The organism is Mesorhizobium sp. M3A.F.Ca.ET.080.04.2.1 (genome assembly GCF_003952525.1).
Lineage (GTDB): Bacteria > Pseudomonadota > Alphaproteobacteria > Rhizobiales > Rhizobiaceae > Mesorhizobium.
This window is the reverse complement of sequence record NZ_CP034451.1, coordinates 2381189-2398284: the sequence shown is the minus strand read 5'-3', so window position 1 is coordinate 2398284 and position 17096 is coordinate 2381189. Positions and strand designations below refer to the sequence as shown.

At 64.2% G+C, this 17096-nt stretch carries 12 protein-coding genes; 6 read left to right on the top strand and 6 right to left on the bottom strand.

The window, feature by feature from the left end:
- Nucleotides 1-68 precede the first annotated feature (68 nt).
- From EJ074_RS11565 to EJ074_RS11550, 4 genes are all read left to right on the top strand, one after another.
- Nucleotides 69-2387, top strand: a complete 2319-nt coding sequence (locus tag EJ074_RS11565) for a GumC family protein (RefSeq protein ID WP_129553391.1) — start codon at nt 69-71, stop codon at nt 2385-2387.
- A 126-nt stretch (nt 2388-2513) separates the two neighbouring features.
- Nucleotides 2514-3413, top strand: a complete 900-nt coding sequence (gene folD, locus EJ074_RS11560; protein WP_129553390.1) for a bifunctional methylenetetrahydrofolate dehydrogenase/methenyltetrahydrofolate cyclohydrolase FolD — start codon at nt 2514-2516, stop codon at nt 3411-3413.
- Nucleotides 3414-3462: 49 nt separating this feature from the next.
- Nucleotides 3463-4425: a GlxA family transcriptional regulator gene (locus tag EJ074_RS11555; RefSeq protein WP_095809285.1), complete on the top strand. Its 963-nt coding sequence runs from the start codon at nt 3463-3465 to the stop codon at nt 4423-4425.
- Between the two features lie 115 nt (nt 4426-4540).
- Nucleotides 4541-6199, top strand: coding sequence for a VWA domain-containing protein (locus tag EJ074_RS11550; RefSeq protein WP_129553389.1), 1659 nt, complete (start codon nt 4541-4543; stop codon nt 6197-6199).
- A gap of 61 nt (nt 6200-6260) precedes the next feature.
- On the opposite strand, the gene edd is transcribed toward EJ074_RS11550, so the two are convergent.
- The 3 genes from edd to zwf all read right to left on the bottom strand — a co-directional run bounded on the left by edd (nt 6261) and on the right by zwf (nt 10315).
- Nucleotides 6261-8084, bottom strand: coding sequence for a phosphogluconate dehydratase (gene edd, locus EJ074_RS11545; RefSeq protein WP_129553388.1), 1824 nt, complete (start codon nt 8082-8084; stop codon nt 6261-6263).
- A gap of 63 nt (nt 8085-8147) precedes the next feature.
- Complete coding sequence (pgl, locus tag EJ074_RS11540; protein WP_129553387.1) at nt 8148-8864, bottom strand: 6-phosphogluconolactonase; 717 nt, start codon at nt 8862-8864, stop codon at nt 8148-8150.
- The gene (gene zwf, locus EJ074_RS11535; RefSeq protein ID WP_129553386.1) at nt 8846-10315 is read right to left on the bottom strand and encodes a glucose-6-phosphate dehydrogenase; all 1470 of its coding nucleotides are present in this window, start codon (nt 10313-10315) and stop codon (nt 8846-8848) included. Before zwf ends, pgl begins: the two co-directional genes overlap by 19 nt.
- Nucleotides 10316-10725: 410 nt before the next feature.
- Here zwf and EJ074_RS11530 point away from each other — a divergent pair, with 410 nt between their 5' ends.
- Together EJ074_RS11530 and EJ074_RS11525 are read left to right on the top strand one after the other, a co-directional pair.
- Nucleotides 10726-11487 (top strand): SDR family oxidoreductase, encoded by a 762-nt coding sequence (locus tag EJ074_RS11530; protein WP_095809286.1) that lies wholly within the window; start codon nt 10726-10728, stop codon nt 11485-11487.
- Between the two features lie 124 nt (nt 11488-11611).
- On the top strand, nt 11612-12907 hold the full coding sequence (locus EJ074_RS11525; RefSeq protein ID WP_129553385.1) for a Mur ligase family protein: 1296 nt from the start codon (nt 11612-11614) through the stop codon (nt 12905-12907).
- A 27-nt stretch (nt 12908-12934) separates the two neighbouring features.
- Here EJ074_RS11525 and EJ074_RS11520 read toward each other — a convergent pair whose 3' ends face one another.
- The 3 genes from EJ074_RS11520 to EJ074_RS11510 form a co-directional block, all read right to left on the bottom strand.
- Entirely contained in the window at nt 12935-13843 is a 909-nt protein-coding gene (locus tag EJ074_RS11520) for an SH3 domain-containing protein (protein WP_129553384.1), read from the bottom strand.
- 258 nt (nt 13844-14101) lie between these two features.
- The gene (locus EJ074_RS11515; protein ID WP_129553383.1) at nt 14102-15388 is read right to left on the bottom strand and encodes an FAD-binding oxidoreductase; all 1287 of its coding nucleotides are present in this window, start codon (nt 15386-15388) and stop codon (nt 14102-14104) included.
- Between the two features lie 135 nt (nt 15389-15523).
- Nucleotides 15524-16960: a glutamine synthetase family protein gene (locus EJ074_RS11510; RefSeq protein ID WP_165349912.1), complete on the bottom strand. Its 1437-nt coding sequence runs from the start codon at nt 16958-16960 to the stop codon at nt 15524-15526.
- Nucleotides 16961-17096: the final 136 nt, after the last annotated feature.

Genomic DNA, 17096 nt, shown 5'->3' with positions numbered 1-17096 from the left:
CCTGTTTAGCGTGGCTTAACGATTGGCCCAACCGCTCCCAAGCCGCCAGAGAAGCAAGTTCCAAGACAATGGTCGACAGGGATAACCGTGACGATTGGAGGCGCGAGCGCTCGCTGCTGGCGCTTGGCCAGGCCATGCGCGGCGAAGACGACGCATCGCTGGTGTCGATTGGCGACAAGGCAAATCAGTCATGGCGCGACGACGCTGCGGAGCGTCATCGCGCCGCGCGCGCGCAGCGCGAGGCGCGGCTCAATCCCTCGCCCGAAAATGCGGGGGAGCCCAGCCGCGATCCGCCTCGAATAGTTTCGGATGAGTCGCATCCCGACTGGGCCGCGCTAGACGTCTATCCTCAGGCTCGACTGGACCAAGAGAGCGGTTCCGCGGGTTCCCAATCGCAGGCCGGATATGAACCTCGCTATGCCGAGCCTTCCTATGCACGGCGGGCACTGGCAGAAGACGGGCCCGATTCGCAGGAATGGAAACCGTTGATCGACCCGATGCAGGTCGTTCGCGGCATCACCCGCTCCAAGGCGCTGATCCTCTCCACGACCATATTGGGCGCCGCGCTTGGCATCGCCATCGCGCTGTCGACGCCGAAGAAATACGAGGCCACCACCGACGTCATCGTCGACCCCCGCGATCTCAAGCTCACCGATCGCGACCTCACGCAGAACGTGGTCGCCTCGGATGCGACGCTCGCCATCGTCGAGAACCAGACCCGTATCCTTACCTCGGGCACGGTCCTCAACAGCGTCGTCGACAAGCTCAATCTCACCAACGATCCCGAGTTCAACGGCCAGGGCAGGGGCGGCATCGGCCTGATGTCGATGCTCCGGTCGATCCTGTCGCGCCACGATGCGCAGGGCTCCGCCGACGAGGCGCGCAGGCGCGCGCTGGCGGTCGGCAATCTGGCGAAAAGCCTGGACGTCGAGCGCGGCGGCAAGACCTTCGTCGTCTCGGTGACCGCAACCACGCAGAATCCCGACAAGTCGGCGCTGATCGCCAACACGATGATCAAGGCTTTTCAGCAGGCGTCCAGCGAAATCCAGTCCAAGACGGCGGGCCGGGCCACCGAAGAACTCACGGCGAGGCTCGACGAACTGCGCAAGGGCGTGGAGACGGCCGAGCGCAAGGTCGAGGATTTCAGGGCGACCCACGATCTCGTCGATGCGCAGGGCCATTTAATCAGCGACGATCAGATGCTGAAACTCAACGAGCAGCTTTCCGTCGCCCGCGCCCGCACGCTGGAGCTCAACGCACGCGCCGCATCGGCGCGGTCGCTCAACGTCAGTTCAGTCCTCAACGGCACCCTGCCGGAAGAAATCAACTGCAACACGATGGGCGAACTGCGCTCGCAATACGCGGCGTTGAAACAGGAGGCGGATCGCGCCGCGGTGAAGCTCGGGCCGCGCCATCCGGAGCTGCAGGCGCTCAATGCCCAGCTCGCCGGCGCGCGCGAGCGCATCGGCGCCGAATTGCAGCGCATCGCCTCTTCGCTGCAGGTCGACTTGAAGCGCTCGGTGCAACTCGAGCAGGACCTCGCGTCCCGCCTGGCGCAGGCCAAGGTGCAGAGCGGCGACGTCAACAACGATCTCGTTTCGCTGCGCGAACTGGAGCGCGAGGCCGCTGCCAAGCGCTCCGTCTACGAACAATTCCTGCTGCGCGCCAAGGAAACAGGAGAGCAGAAGGACATCAACACCGCCAATATCAACGTCATCTCGCCGGCCTACGCTCCGCTCGAAGCCAAGGGACCGTCGCGTGCCGTGGTGTCGCTCGCCGGCCTCTTGCTTGGCCTGTTCGCCGGCATTGGCCTGGGCGCGCTCCGCGGCGCCTATGCAAGCCTGCGCGAGACCGCCAACGCCCGCTCGCGCGGCAGCGTCAAGGAATATAGCCCTGCCTTCGAGGACAGGGCCCACCAAGCCGCTGCGTTGATGCCCGTTGCCGCGCCACCAGCGGCAGTCGCCGAGACGGATCGCCCGGGCTTGGTTGGCTCACTGATCTCGTCCGTGCGCCGCCTGATGCCGCGAAAATCGCAGAAATCGGCTGACATGGGACGAATCCCGGCAGGCGGTGCGGTCAGGTCGCCTGTATCAGAGGCTCGCCAGCCGCAGCCCGCGACGCCAGCCCGAATCGACCGAGGCTCCAAGCTGTCGCATGGCGATCCCGCTGCGCGGCAACCGGGCTACGCGCAGCCCGCGCGACAGCTTGTCGATCCCAAAGTCCCGCCTGTGTGGCCGTCCGATCCACGGCCACCAATGGCTGACACGAGCCAGGCCTTGCAAGCCGACCAGCAGCAACAGATCGACGAGATCCGGGCCAGCCTGCGCGAATTCCGCGAGGCCGTGCGCGAGCTGACTGAAAGCCGCTCTCGCCGCCGCTATTTCTAAAACGCTTTGTCGCGGATAAAAGCATGCCGGTTTCGAGTTTACGGCATGTGACGGCGCTTTGGCGGGATTGCCCGGCCGAATTTTCGTGAAAATGCCGCCCAAAACGAACGGTATCGAAGGTGGTTCATGGCCGAAGTAATCGACGGAAAGAGTGTCGCTGAGGATGTGGTCAACAAGGTCAAGGCGCTGACCTCGGAACTTTCGGCCAGGGGCGCGACCAAGCCCGGCCTGGCGGTGGTGATCGTCGGCGAGGATCCAGCAAGCCAGGTCTATGTCGCCTCGAAATCGCGCACCGCCAAGGAATGCGGCTTCCATTCGCTCCAGCACACGCTGCCGGCAGAGACCACCCAAGCCGAATTGCTGAAGATCATCGACGATCTTAACGCCGACTCCACCATCCACGGCATATTGGTGCAACTGCCGCTGCCGGGTCATATCGATTCCGGCAAGGTCATCCAGGCGATCGCGCCGGAAAAGGATGTCGACGGCTTCCACTTCATCAATGTCGGCAAGCTCGGCACCGGCGAGCTCGAGACGGCTTTCGTGCCCTGCACGCCGGCCGGGTCGATGCTGTTGATCGAGCGCGTGCGCGGCAAGGATCTCTCCGGCCTCAACGCGGTCGTGGTCGGCCGTTCCAACATCGTCGGCAAGCCGATGGCCAACCTGCTGCTTGCCGCCAATTGCACAGTGACCATCGCCCACAGCCGCACCAAGGACCTGCCGGCGCTTGCCCGCACCGCCGACATCCTGGTTGCCGCTGTCGGCCGCCCGGAAATGGTCAAGGGCGATTGGGTAAAACCCGGCGCCACCGTCATCGATGTCGGCATCAACCGCGTTCCCGCACCTGAGAAGGGCGAAGGCAAGTCGCGGCTGGTCGGCGACGTCGCCTATGCCGGGGCGGCGGAAGCAGCCGGCGCCATCACGCCGGTTCCCGGCGGCGTCGGACCGATGACCATTGCCATGCTGATGGCCAACACTGTAGCTTCCGCCTACCTCGCCGCCGGATTGAAGCGACCGTCCTTCTGATCAGAAAGCAGCGTCCTTGCCGAACCATGTTCCTCTCGAACGGCCGGTCATGAACGATCCCGTTCAGGGCGGCCGGCAGTTCGGGTTCCTGCTGGTCGACAAGTTCTCGATGTTCTCGCTTGCCGCGGCGATAGACTGCTTCCGCTCGGCGAACCGTCTGCTCGGCCGCGATTTCTACGGCTGGACGACGATATCGGCGGACGGCGATGCGGTGATGGCCTCAAACGGGCTGCCGCTGAAGATCGACTACTCCGTCGCCGACATGCCGCCGGTGGACATCCTGTTCGTCTCGGTCGGGCTCACCACCGAATTCCCCGGCAAGAGCAAGGTGCTGGCGGCGCTGCGCAGTTGGGGCCGGCGCGGCAACGCGCTCGGCGCGCTGTCGGTCGGTTCCTACCTGCTCGCCGAGGCCGGCCAACTCGACGGCTATCGCTGCACCATCCACTGGGAGAACCGCGCCGGCTTCATGGAGCGCTTCCCCGATATCAACTGCACCGGCAATGTCTTCGAGATCGACCGCAAGCGCTACACCTGCGCCGGCGGCACCACCTCGATCGACCTGATGCTGGAGATCGTGCGCGGCGATTTCGGCTCGAACCTCGCCAACGGCGTCGCCAACCAGTTCCAGCACGAGCGCATCCGCTCCGCCGGCGACCGCCAGCGCGTCGGTCCCGAGCGCGATCTCACCGGCAAATCGGAAAAGTTGCGGCGCATCGTCGAGCTGATGGCCGATCATCTCGACGAGCCGCTCTCGGCGGTGCAGCTCGCCAAGTCGGCGGGGCTGTCCGTGCGCCAGGTCGAACGCCTGTTCCTGCGTCACCTCAACGTGACGCCGGGCCGCTACTACATGCGGCTCAGGCTCGAGCGGGCGCGCGAATTGCTGCGCCAGACCAACATGCCGATCCTCGATGTCGCGATCGCCACCGGCTTCACCTCGCACTCCTATTTCGCGCAGAGCTACCGGCTGCAGTTCGGCCGCCCGCCGTCCGAAGAGCGCCGCACCACCTATTGATATTCGGGCTGAACAAGTGAGTATCTGCACAGGAAGCGCCACCCGCAGGCTTGTATCCTGACTCTGCGTCAAATAGCTTTCCGGACGCGGACGGGGGTTCACTCAGGAGATTTTCATGGCGGGACTGGCACGGAGCATCGCTGCGGCGATCCTCCTTTTGTCGATGACGACGTTTGGCTTTGCCGCCAGCAAGGTCATCATCATTCTCGACGCATCGGGCTCCATGTGGGCCCAGATCGACGGCAAGCCGAAGCTCGAGATCGCGCGCGAATCGCTGCGCACCGTGCTGCAGTCGGTGCCGGGTGACGACGAGATCGGATTCATGGCCTATGGCCATCGCCAGAAGGGCAGCTGCGAGGACATCGAGTTGATCGTGCCGCCGCAGGCCGGTTCCGCAAGCGCGATTTCGGCGGCCGCCGACAGCATGAAATTCCTCGGCAAGACGCCGCTCACGGCTGCCGTCAAGCAGGCTGCGCAAGCGCTGAAATACAGCGAGGAGAAGGCGACCGTCGTGCTCATCACCGATGGGCTGGAGACCTGCGGCGGTGATCCTTGCGCGCTCGGCAAGGAACTGGAGGCCGCCGGCGTCGACTTCACCGCCGACGTGGTCGGCTTCGGGCTCACCGCCGACGAAGGCAAGCAGATCGCCTGCCTCGCCGAAAACACTGGCGGCAAGTACATCCAGGCATCGGACGAGAAGGCGCTGCAGGAGGCGCTGGTCGAGACTGTGGCGGCGCCAGCCCCGGCGCCAGCGCCCGAGCCGGCCCCCGCCCCGGCGCCCGAGCCGGCCAAGCCCGAATTCAATTTCATGCCGACAGTGGTGCTTGCCGAAGGCGGCGATCCGATCACCGACGGCAACGCCTGGGAAATCTACAAGGCCGCCTCCGATGGCGCGCGCGGCGATTCCGTCGCCACCGAGTACGGCGCCTACAAGGGCAATCTGGAGCCGGGCGACTACATCGTCGTGGCGCACAAGGGTGAGGCCAGATCCGAGCAGAAGGTCAAGATCGAAGCGGCGCAGGTCTATAAGCCTCTGTTCATCTTGAATGCCGGAACGCTCATCATTCATCCGCGGCCAAGCGAAGGAGCAGACGTTGTCGATGGCGCCGCCGTCGTCATCGACTATCCGGGCGCTGACCATCCTGCGACCTACTATGGGACCACCAAGGTCGTGCTGCCGGCCGGCGACGAGAACGTGACGGTCAAGATCGGGCAGGGCGAGGTGACCGAAACGATCCCGGTCGCCGCCGGCAAAACCGTCGAAAAGGACATGATCGCCGGCGTCGGCCATGTCGTTGCCAATGCCTACTATGTTGCCGGCGGCGACAAGGCGGACGCTTCGGGCATTGGCTTCAAGGTCCTGAAGGCCAAAAAGAAGATCGATGGCACCAGGGAAGAGGTGACCTACGCCTACGGCCCCGACAGCAAGTTCGATCTGCCGCCCGGCGACTACGTGTTGATCGCGACGGTCGATCTCGCCGTCGTCGAGCAGCCGTTTACTGTCAAGGTCGGCGAACTTCAGGATGTGAATGCCGACATGAAGGCAGGCGTGCTTGCGATCACCGCGCCCGGGGCCTCGAAGATCGAGGTCTTCGAGATGGAGAAGGACATCAATGGCAATCGCAAGTCGCTTGGCTATGCATACGACCAGAAGTATCAGGCGGCGATACCGGCGGGCGACTACACGGTCGTCTCGGAAAAATCGGACAACAGCTCGAAGGAAGCCACAGTGACGGTCAAGGCCGGCGAGCGAGCCGAGCTGACCGTGCAATAGAGAGCACGTGGCGATCCAAAAAGGGCGGCCGCAAGCCGCCCTTTTTGTAACAAGACGTCCTTCAGCCGTTTGCGAAGGCGGCGGCGCCGTGGTCGGCGCGGCCGACCAGTTGCCGGAACCCGGCGAACAATTCGCGGCCGAAGCCGAACTCATTGCCGATGAGATCGGCGTCCGCCGTGCGGCGCAGCGCGAATTCCGTGCCCGGCACCAGCACTTCGAGCGTGCCGGCATCGGCGTCGAGGCGAATGATGTCGCCGTCGTGAATGCGAGCGATCGGCCCGTCCTCGACCGCTTCCGGCGTCACATGGATCGCCGCCGGCACCTTGCCTGAGGCGCCCGACATGCGCCCGTCGGTCACCAGCGCGACCCGCTGGCCGCGATCCTGCAGGATGCCGAGCACGGTGGTCAGCTTGTGCAGCTCCGGCATGCCGTTGGCCTTCGGACCCTGGAAGCGGATGACGGCGATGAAGTCGCCGGTGAGCGTGCCGGCCTTGAAGGCATCATTCAGCGCCTGCTGGCTGTGAAAGACCTTTGCCGGCGCCTCGATGACCCGCCGCTCGGGCTTCACGGCCGAGGTCTTGATCACCGCGTGGCCGAGATTGCCCGACAGCACTTTTAGACCGCCGGTCGGCTGGAACGCCTTCTTGAACGGCGCCAGCACCTTCTCGTCGCCGCTTTTCGGCGGCGCCGCCTCGCGCACCACGCTGCCATCGGCGCCGAGCCTGGCCTCGACTGCGTAGGGCCGCAGGCCTTCGCCCCAGACCGTCTGCACGTCCTCATGCAGGATGCCTTCGTCGAGCAGCTCGCGGATCAGGAAGCCGAGCCCGCCAGCGGCATGGAAGTGGTTCACATCCGCAAGCCCATTGGGATAGACGCGCGCCAGCAGAGGCACGGCTTCCGACAGATCGGAAATGTCCTGCCAGGTCAGCGCGATACCGGCTGCGGCGGCCATGGCGATCAGATGGATGGTGTGGTTGGTCGAGCCGCCCGTGGCATGCAGGCCGACCACCCCGTTGACGATCGAGCGCTCGTCGATCATGCGCCCGACCGGCGTGTAGGCATTGCCGAGCGCGGTGATGGCGAGAGCCCGCCTGGCTGCTTCCTTCGTCAGCGCGTCGCGCAGCGGTGTGCCCGGATTGACGAAGGAGGCGCCGGGCGTATGCAAGCCCATGATCTCCATCAGCATCTGGTTGGAGTTGGCGGTGCCGTAGAAGGTGCAGGTGCCCGGCCCGTGATAGGATTTCGATTCGGCCTCAAGCAGTTCGGCGCGGCCTGCCTTGCCTTCGGCATAGAGCTGGCGGACCTTGGCCTTCTCGTCGTTCGGCAGGCCCGACGTCATCGGCCCGGCCGGGATGAATACCGCTGGCAGATGGCCGAAGGTCAGTGCCGCGATCACCAGGCCCGGCACGATCTTGTCGCAGACGCCGAGGAACACCGCGGCGTCGAACATATTGTGCGACAGGCCGATCGCCGCCGCCATGGCAATGACGTCGCGCGAGAACAGCGACAGCTCCATGCCCGGCTGCCCCTGGGTGACGCCGTCGCACATCGCCGGCACGCCGCCGGCCACCTGGGCGATGCCGCCGGCCTTGCGCGCCGCTTCCTTGATCAGCGCCGGGAATGTCTCGAACGGCTGATGCGCCGACAGCATATCGTTGTAGGAGGTGATGATGCCGAGGTTCGGCACGCGGTCGCCGCCGAGCGCGATCTTCTCCGAGGGGCTGCAGACGGCAAAGCCGTGAGCGAGATTGCCGCAGGACAGCACCGCGCGGTTGGCGGCGCGGCCGGATGCCTCCGCGATGCGGCCAAGATAAGCCTCGCGCCCGGCTTTCGAGCGTTGGCGGATACGGTCCGTGATGGCTTCGATGTCGCGTCTGGCTGTCATGGTCTGTCCTTTCGAGCCCCGGAGAACGTCCTCCCCTGTTCGCCAGGGCCTTTTTCAGTAAAATCAGGGTGCCCAGAACACCTCAACCGGTATCGGCGCGGCTTCGAGCACCTTGCGAATGGGCTTCGCCGCGCCCGGTCCCATTGCACCCTCGAAGGCAGTCCGCTTGTCCTCGCCTTCGATGTGGAGCGCGAGGAAGTCGGCGGCGATGATCCTGGCCATCGTCAGTGTCAGCCGTGGCTCGCCGGCGCTTTGCGCATGCACCGGCAGCACGATCCGCTGTGCGGAGGGGTCGAGCAATGCTGACAGATTGTCGGCGTCGGGAAAGAACGATGCAGTGTGACCGTCGGCGCCCATGCCGAGAATGGCGACGTCGAGCGGCCAGGGCAGCGAATTCAGCGCCTCGCTATCCGATCCCGCCGCCTCCTCGATGCTTGCCGCCTCATGGTAGAGCGGTACGAAACGCGCTGCCGCAGCCTTGTTTTGCAGCAGGTTGGCCGCAACCAGTCGGGCATTCGAGCGCGGCGAAGACGGAGGAACGAAACGCTCGTCGATCAGCGTTACCGTGACATTGTCCCAGGCGATCGGCATCAGGGAGAGCGCGGCGAAGAACTTTGCCGGCGTGGTACCGCCGGAAACGGCGAGCAGCGCCGTGCCGCGCTTCGCGATCGCGCTGGTCAGCCGGGCAGCGACTTGGCCGGCAAGGGCTGCCGCCAGCTGCTGGCGGTCGCCAAAGCCGTTCCAGCTGTAGGCGGGCTGGTTCAATTGCTCTCGTGCCATGTCCGTCCGTCACGCTCGATGAGCGCGATGGAGGCCGATGGCCCCCACGTGCCGGCCGTGTAGCCCTGCGCTTCCTGCCTGGCGCTTTCCCAGGCGTTCTGGATCGGATCGATCCACTTCCAGGCCGCCTCCACCTCGTCGCGGCGCATGAACAGCGTCTGGTTGCCGCGCACCACATCCATGATCAACCGCTCATAGGCGTCAGGCGCGCGGCCGTCGAAGGATTGCGCGAAGCTCATGTCGAGCGAGATCTGGCGCAGCCGCATGCCGCCCGGCCCGGGATCCTTGATCATGATGTATTGCTTGACGCCCTCGTCCGGCTGCAGACGGATCACCAACTGGTTGGCGAAGATCGGCCCAGCGCTGTCGCCGAAGATCGAATAGGGGATCGGCTTGAACTCGATGACGATCTCGGAAACGCGCGTCCCCAGCCGTTTGCCGGTCCGCAGATAGAAGGGAACGCCGGCCCAGCGCCAGTTGCCGATCTCGGCCTTGATGGCGACGAAGGTCTCGGTGTTGCTGTCCTTGCCGAGTTCCTCGACATAGCCCTTGACCGGACCGCCGGCCGAGGCGCCGGCGCGATACTGGCCGCGCACCGTCTGTTTCGGCGCCTCGTTGCCGTTGATGCGCTTGAGCGCCCTCAGCACTTTCAGCTTCTCGTCGCGCACCGCATCGGCGTCCATCGACGACGGCGCCTCCATGGCCACGAGGCACAGAAGCTGCAGCATGTGGTTCTGCACCATGTCGCGCAGCGCGCCCGCCTTGTCGTAATAAGTGACGCGGTCCTCCAGGCCGACGGTCTCGGCGACCGTGATCTGCACATGGTCGACATTGGCCGAATTCCAGAGCGGCTCGTAAAGCGCATTGGCAAAGCGCAGCGCCATGAGGTTCTGCACCGTTTCCTTGCCGAGATAGTGATCGATGCGGAAGATCTGACTTTCGTGGAAGTCGTCGCCCACCGCATCGTTGAGCGCGCGCGCCGAGGCGAGATCGCGGCCGATCGGCTTTTCCAGCACGATGCGCGAGTTCGGCGTGATCAGCTGGTTTTTCTTGAGCTGATGCGAGATGTCCCCGAACAGCGCCGGCGCCACCGCGAGGTAGAACGCGCGGATGCACTGGCTGTCGCCGATCGCCCTCTTGAGCTCCTCGAAGCCTGCCCCCGTCGTCGCGTCCGCCGGGACGTAGGACAGCCGCGCAAGGAAGGTTTCAACCTCTTTCGCATCGATATCCGCCGGCTTGACGTGGTCGGAGATCGCCTGCTTGGCGAAGGCCTGGAACTCGCCATCGGTCATCTTTGCGCGCGACGTGCCGATGATGCGGGTTGGCTCGGAGAACTGATGGCCGCGCTGGCGGTGGTAGAGCGAGGGCAAAAGCTTGCGTTCCGACAGGTCGCCGGTGCCGCCGAAGATGATGAAGTCGAATGGCTCGACGGGAATGATCTGGCTGGTCATGGTCAGTCCAATTTGATGCCGGTCGCCGTTAGCGAGCCCGGATATAATCTAATCGATTTAAATCGTCCAGTGTCATGGTGTCACATCCAGGGGCGGATCGCATTGAGACCGGTTCGGTCGACATGTCTCCTCAATACTGGCGCTTGACACTGGCGCAACCGGAAGGCTTGTCGGCAAGTGATTGCTTCCGGCAGCACTCGCGGCTGCAAGCTAAAGCGTGAATGTGACGAAAGCTAATGCATGCCGCCCAAAAATGCGCAGCGGTTTTGGAGAACGACATGTACCGAAACAGAGACTTGGAGCACGTCGACTGAATCCGTTCCGCGCGACGCGCCTTTGAGGCAGAAGTGGCAGGCGCATGACGTCCGACGCCGGGCATGCTTCCGATGCAACTTGCGAGGTGATCTTCAATGACCGGGACAACCAAGCGTCTGGAAAACAAGGTCGCCATCGTCACCGGCGCGGCGTCGGGATTCGGCGCAGGCATGGCGAAACGTTTCGCTGAAGAGGGCGCGCGGGTCGTCGTCGCCGATCTCAATGCCAAGGGGGCCGAGCATGTGGCAAAGCAAATCGGCGACAGTGCCATCTGGACCCAGACGGATGTCTCTCTTCGCTCGGAATTCGACGAGATGGTTTATGCCGCCACGAGCGCCTTCGGCCGCATCGACATCATGGTCAACAATGCCGGCTATACGCATCGCAACGGCGACATGCTGAGCGTCGACGAAGAAACCTTCGACCTGATCACGACCGTCAATATGAAGGCGATCTACCATTCGGCGCGCGCCGTCGTGCCGATCATGGAACGTCAGGGCGGTGGCGTGATCCTGACCACGGCCTCGACGGCAGGCATCCGCCCGAGGCCGGGCCTCACCTGGTACAACGCCTCCAAGGGATGGGCGATCACCGCGACCAAGTCGATGGCGGTCGAACTCGCGCCGAAGAACATCCGCGTCAACTGCTTGTGCCCGGTGGCTGGCGAAACCGGCATGCTGGAGAAATTCATGGGCGCGGACACGCCCGAGATCCGCGAGAAGTTCCGCGCCTCGATCCCGCTCGGCCGGCTCTCGACGCCGCTCGACATTGCCAATGCAGCCCTTTGGCTGGCCTCAGACGAAGCCGCCTTCATCACCGGCGTGGCGCTGGAGGTCGACGGCGGGCGCTGTATCTAAGCAATTCCTGGTGCGCGTCATCCGGATTTGCGCCGAGACCCGGGTGGCTGGGCTGTAGCGCTCCCGTTTGACTTCACGAACCGGCGAGAGGCATAACGGCGAAGGCTCTTGGATTGGCGGGGCGATGAACACCGGATTGCGGAGGATTCGCGAAGCGCTGACGCGACGCTTCAGGGTCTATCGAGCTAACCGCGCGCGTGCGCGAAGCAGCGCGATCTTCATCGGCATCACCGGCAGTTCCGGCAAGTCGACATCGGCAAGCCTGCTTGGCCGGGTTCTGGCCAGCCACGGCACGGTCCACACCCAGGTTCTGGCCAACACGATGAAGTCGCTGGTCGCCACGCTGTACAAGCGCATGGGGCGAGCTGGCAAAGTCGATTACGTCGTCTTCGAAGCCGGAGCCTATGGCGTCGACACGATCAGGCCGATGGCGGAAATGCTGAAGCCGCATGTGGCCGTGGTGACCATGGTGCGGCTCGAACATTTCGCAAGCTTCAGGACTTTGGAAAATGTGGCGCGGGAAAAACGCGCGTTGATCGACGCACTGGAGCCTGGCGGGCTCGCCGTCCTAAATGCCGACGATCCGCACGTCATGGGCATGGCCTCGGGCCTTCGACACCGCTTCATCACTTTCGGTGTTTCCGAAATTGCGGATTATCGCGTGAGCGATGTCGGTGCAGCCTACCCGGACGGGCTGGCGCTTTCGATCCATTGGCGGAGCGGCAAGCTCGAGCTGAAGACACACCTTCCGGCGGAACATTTCTGGCTGCCGGTTGCTGCGGCGGTGGCCACCGCGCTTGAGCTTGGCGTGCCGAAGGAAAATGTGCAGGCCGCGGTGGCGACGTTTCAGCCGCTGCTGAACCGCTGCGAGGTCGTGTCGGTCGAAGGTGGGCCGAGATTCATCGTCGACTCCGCCAAGGCGCCCTGGCATTCGATCAATCTTGCCCTCGAGATGATTGCCAAGGCGACGGTCCAACGAAAGCGCATCGTCCTTGGCCAGATCTCGGATTATGGGGGTTCCACCCGAAAATATGCGCAAGCCTACACGGCCGCGCGCGAGATCGCCGATGAGATCATCTACACCGGCGACAACGCGCATCGCTCGCGGGCGCCGCAGGCTGACCGGGAATGCGGCCGGTTCGTTGAGCTCCGCACGCCGAAGGACGTCTCGGATCACATCAAGAAAACTGCCGTGCCTGGCGAACTCATACTCCTCAAGAGCGCACCGAACCTTCATCTGGAAAGAGTGGCGCTGGCCTGGAAGCACGACGTCAAATGCTGGATCCCGGCCTGCGGCAAGAAGGAAGGCTGCCAGGACTGCGGTTTATTCGAAGTGCCGTTCGAAGAGCATCGCGAGTTTACCAGGAATCGCAGACTCGAACGTCGCCGCCAACGGTTCCGCAGGCTCTTTGGCGGCTGAGGGCTGAGCCCGTTGGTGCGGGCGAGATCAGGCGCCGGTCTTGACGTAGGTCTTGTAGACCCAGCCGCGCTTGCCGTTGTAAACGATCTCGCACCACTTCTTGCAGTTCACCACCTGCACCGAGGTCTTGGCGGGTATCGTGACGATTGCGGCAGCGCCTTTTTTCGGACCGGTGCGCATGGTGACTGCCTTGACGATGCGACCACTTTCGGCAGCGCTCGCATCAGGCGTGGCCGGGTCTTCGCTTTCGCTCGCTGCCGCTTCGGCCGCCGCGACTTGCGGCTTTGATTGAGGGATGGCTGCGGTGCGGGCGCTATCCGTGTCGTCTGCCGCCGGCTGGTCGTCGGCCGCTTGATCGTCCGCCGGTTTGTTGTCCGCTGGCTCAGGCGCCGCCACTTGTGACAGGGCCTTCGAAGCATCGCTTTTTGCATCGGTTTCGGCAAAGGCGGCTGCGGCTTCTTTCGGTTCGGGCGGCTGCTTGGCGGCCTGATCGGATGAGGCCGGCGCAGTCTCGGCCGGGACAGAGGCGGTTTCGGTGCTCGGGCCCGTCCAGCGGGGACTGTTGGATGCCAGCGCCGGTATGTCGGCGTCGCGGGAGACGCTGGCGGGCGAAACGGCGTCGGCCTTGCGCGCGGCCTGCGGCGCGGCCGCTACGGTCACTGCCACATTCGCTGCCGCCGGAGCGACCTTGGTCGTCTTGACCGGAACTGCCGGGACAGCCTGTGCAGCGCTCGCCAAGGCTTGCCTGTCGCTGCCCGGCAACGCCAGCCACAGCGCCACGCCGGCTACGCCAAGCAGCGCTACGGTTCCGACGGCCGCAATGACCAGATGCGCGTTCGATTGGACATTCTGCCAGAACGATGGCCGTACATCATAGCCGAACTGCACGGCAAAGAGACGCCGTTCCGGCGCACCGAAACTGAAGGGCTCGTTCACTTAGACCACCTCCAACAACGGGCCGACGTTCTTCTCGATCAGCGCCTGAAATTACGGCGTTCGACCGGCGTCGGTCCCAAAAACATACGCGGTATGCCCGCAAATCCCCGTTTTTATCGCCCTGAACCGGCATCCTTTGCCGGCGATTATGGCATCAGTGCGCCTTTTTTTGAAATTCTGCGCCTTTGTTAAGGATTCGACAACATGCCGCAGGGGAAGGAAGGTCGGGGTTTACACAGCTTCCGCCGCGCACCCGCCTCAAATCCTGTCGCGCAATGCAAACCAGTTGAGCGCCAGGAACAGCAGGGGCGCGCGCAAGCGACGGCCGCCCGGGAAGGCGGGGATCTTCAGATCTTCGATCAGCTTGAGCCGGTCGCGGTTGCCGCCTACCGTCTCGGCATAGAGCTTGCCGAAGAAGTTCGACAGCATGACCCCATGGCCGGAATAGCCGCCGATCGAGATCACGTTCGGCATCACTTGGCGCGCGAAGGGTTTTCTGGGCACGGTGATGCCGACATAGCCGCCCCAGCCATGGGTGATCTCGACATCCTTCAGAGCCGGATAGAGCTCTGCGATCTGCCGGCGGATGTGGATGTGGATGTCCTTCGGGTCGTTGACGGCGTAAATCTCGCGGCCGCCGAACAAAAGCCGGCCGTCCTTCGATTTGCGGAAGTAGCGCACGACGAAGCGGGAATCGTCGACCGACTCGCCGCCCGGCAGCACCTTGGAGTCGGCGCCGAGCGGAACGGTCGCGCCGATGAAGGAGCCGATCGGCATGATGTGCGATGCGCTCACCGTTTCCAGGGTGCCGCCATAGGCGTTGACGGCGACAAGACATTTCTCGGCCGTTATCGTGCCGCGTGGCGTCGTCACCCTCACCTTGCCGCTGCTGGAGGTGATGCCGGTCGACGGCGTCCGCTCGAACAGGCCGGCGCCGGCCGCGGCCGCCGCCTTGGCCGTGCCGGTCACCAGCTTCATCGGGTGGATATGTCCGGTCCCCGTATCGCGTGTGCCGCCGAAGTAACGCGTCGAACCCAGCCGCTCGGCAGTCTCGCTGGCATCCATGAAGGAGATGTGCGGATAGCCGAAACGGCGCGCCATGATCTCGGCATGCGCCTTGTAGTGATCGACGTAGCGCCTTTTATGCGCCACCGAGAGCTGGCCAGGCATGTAGTCGATCTCGATCCGGTTGGCGGCCGCGAAATCGAACAGATGCGCCTTGGCCTCTTCGGCCAGGTCGAACAACGCCTTGGCGCGCGAGAAGCCGTATTCGGCCTCGAGCTCCTCGGCCCAAGCACGCTGGCCCGTGCCGAGTTGACCGCCATTGCGTCCCGATGCGCCGTCACCGAAGCGATGCGCGTCGATCAGCACGACATTGGTGCCGGCCTTGGCCAGATGCGCCGCCGCCGACAGGCCGGTGAAGCCGCCGCCGACAATGACGACGTCGCATTGGCGATCGCCGTCGAGAGCCGGATACTCGGGACGAGCACCGGCCGTGTCCTCATACCAGGACCGGCCGGGGGAGATGGGGGATTGGTAGGGCATGGGAACGTCGGTGAATGGTGAATGGTGAATGGTGAATGAAAGGGGTTGCGAAAGCCACGACGCGTGCTTCACCCGTCCAAGATGAAACCATTCACCATTCACTATTCACCATTCACCACGCCACGAAGTCGCCACTCACACGTTCAGCAACAAATACTCCCGCTCCCACGGGCTGATCACTTCCATGAAGGTCTCGAACTCGGCCCGCTTGATCGCCGCATAGGTGGCGGCGAAGGATTTGCCGAGGATGGCGCCGAGCTCCCTGTCGCCTTCGAACAGGTCGACCGCTTCGAGCAAGTTGCGCGGCAGGTCGATCTCGTCCTCGTTGGCGGTGGTCAGCACCGGGGCCGAAGCCTTGACCTTGTTGGTGATGCCGATCAGCCCGCAGGCTAGCGAAGCGGCAAGCGCCAGATAGGGATTGGCGTCGGAAGACGGGATGCGGTTCTCGACGCGCCGCGCCGCGGGGTCCGATCGCGGCACGCGGAACGCCGTCGTGCGGTTGTCGTAGCCCCATTGGGTGTTGACCGGCGCCGACGCGGCCTGCGTCAGCCGGCGATAGGAATTGACGTAGGGCGCGAACATCACCAGCGCATTCGGCACATGTTTTTGCATGCCGCCGATGAAATGGAAGAAGTGCTCGGTCTCCGAGCCGTCCTCGGCCGAGAAGATGTTCCTGCCGGTCTTCCGGTCGAGGACCGACTGATGGATGTGCATGGCCGATCCGGGCTGTCCCTGGATCGGCTTGGCCATGAAGGTGGCATAAATCTCGTGCTTCAGCGCCGCCTCGCGGATGGTGCGTTTGAACATGAACACCTGGTCGGCGAGTTCGATCGGATCGCCATGGCGCAGGTTGATCTCGAGCTGGCCGGCACCCTCCTCGTGGATCAGCGTGTCGATCTCCAGCCCCTGCCGCTCCGAGAAATGGTAGATGTCGTCGATCAGTTCGTCGAATTCGTTGACGCCGGCGATGGAATAGCCGGCGCCGCCGCCGATCGGCCGCCCCGAGCGCCCGACGGGCGGCGTCAAAGGATAGTCCGGATCCGGGTTCTTGCGCACCAGGTAGAACTCGATCTCTGGCGCCACCACCGGCCTCAGCCCGCGGTCGGCGTAGGCCGCAAGCACACGCTTCAACACATTGCGCGGCGTGAACTCGACCGAGCGGCCGTCCTGGTGGACGAGATCGCAGATCACCGCCGCAGTCGGGTCCTCCTCCCACGGCACGACGGTCAGGGTGGACAGATCGGGCAAGAGCTTCAGGTCGCCGTCGTCTTCCGGATAGCGGAAGCCGTTGCCGTCCTCCGGATAGCCGCCGGAGATCGTCGTCATGAACACGGCCGAGGGCAGCGCCAGCGAGGTGTTGGAGGTGAATTTCTTCGACGGCATCATCTTGCCGCGCGCGACGCCGGCCTGGTCCGGCGTGATGCATTCGATGTCCTCGATGCCGCGCCATTCAAGCCAGGCGCTGGCTTCCTTCCAGTTCTTCACACCGCGCTGGTTTTTCAAGAAGGCAGGCGTGCGGACGCGTCCCCCCCGGTTCGACGGACGGACTTCCTTTTTTTCAGGCGGCATCATTCACCAGATTGTGTTGCGGATGTCGAAGTATAGCCGGGGCGCGCGGGGGAAGGGAAGGGGAGGCGCCTGGCGCGGGCAAGCGCCCGCTGGGCAGTCCGCCTGGTACACTGCGCTTCGTCTTCTTGCTGGCGGCGCG

Bases quoted from the DNA above. Each gene is read 5' to 3' on its own strand.
- EJ074_RS11555 (WP_095809285.1), top strand. From the start codon at position 3,463: ATGAACGATCCCGTTCAGGGCGGCCGGCAGTTCGGGTTCCTGCTGGTC.
- edd (WP_129553388.1), bottom strand. From the start codon at position 8,084: ATGACAGCCAGACGCGACATCGAAGCCATCACGGACCGTATCCGCCAA.
- EJ074_RS11515 (WP_129553383.1), bottom strand. From the start codon at position 15,388: ATGCCCTACCAATCCCCCATCTCCCCCGGCCGGTCCTGGTATGAGGAC.
- zwf (WP_129553386.1), bottom strand. From the start codon at position 10,315: ATGACCAGCCAGATCATTCCCGTCGAGCCATTCGACTTCATCATCTTC.
- folD (WP_129553390.1), top strand. From the start codon at position 2,514: ATGGCCGAAGTAATCGACGGAAAGAGTGTCGCTGAGGATGTGGTCAAC.
- EJ074_RS11565 (WP_129553391.1), top strand. From the start codon at position 69: ATGGTCGACAGGGATAACCGTGACGATTGGAGGCGCGAGCGCTCGCTG.
- EJ074_RS11510 (WP_165349912.1), bottom strand. From the start codon at position 16,960: ATGATGCCGCCTGAAAAAAAGGAAGTCCGTCCGTCGAACCGGGGGGGA.
- EJ074_RS11525 (WP_129553385.1), top strand. From the start codon at position 11,612: ATGAACACCGGATTGCGGAGGATTCGCGAAGCGCTGACGCGACGCTTC.
- EJ074_RS11550 (WP_129553389.1), top strand. From the start codon at position 4,541: ATGGCGGGACTGGCACGGAGCATCGCTGCGGCGATCCTCCTTTTGTCG.
- pgl (WP_129553387.1), bottom strand. From the start codon at position 8,864: ATGGCACGAGAGCAATTGAACCAGCCCGCCTACAGCTGGAACGGCTTT.
- EJ074_RS11530 (WP_095809286.1), top strand. From the start codon at position 10,726: ATGACCGGGACAACCAAGCGTCTGGAAAACAAGGTCGCCATCGTCACC.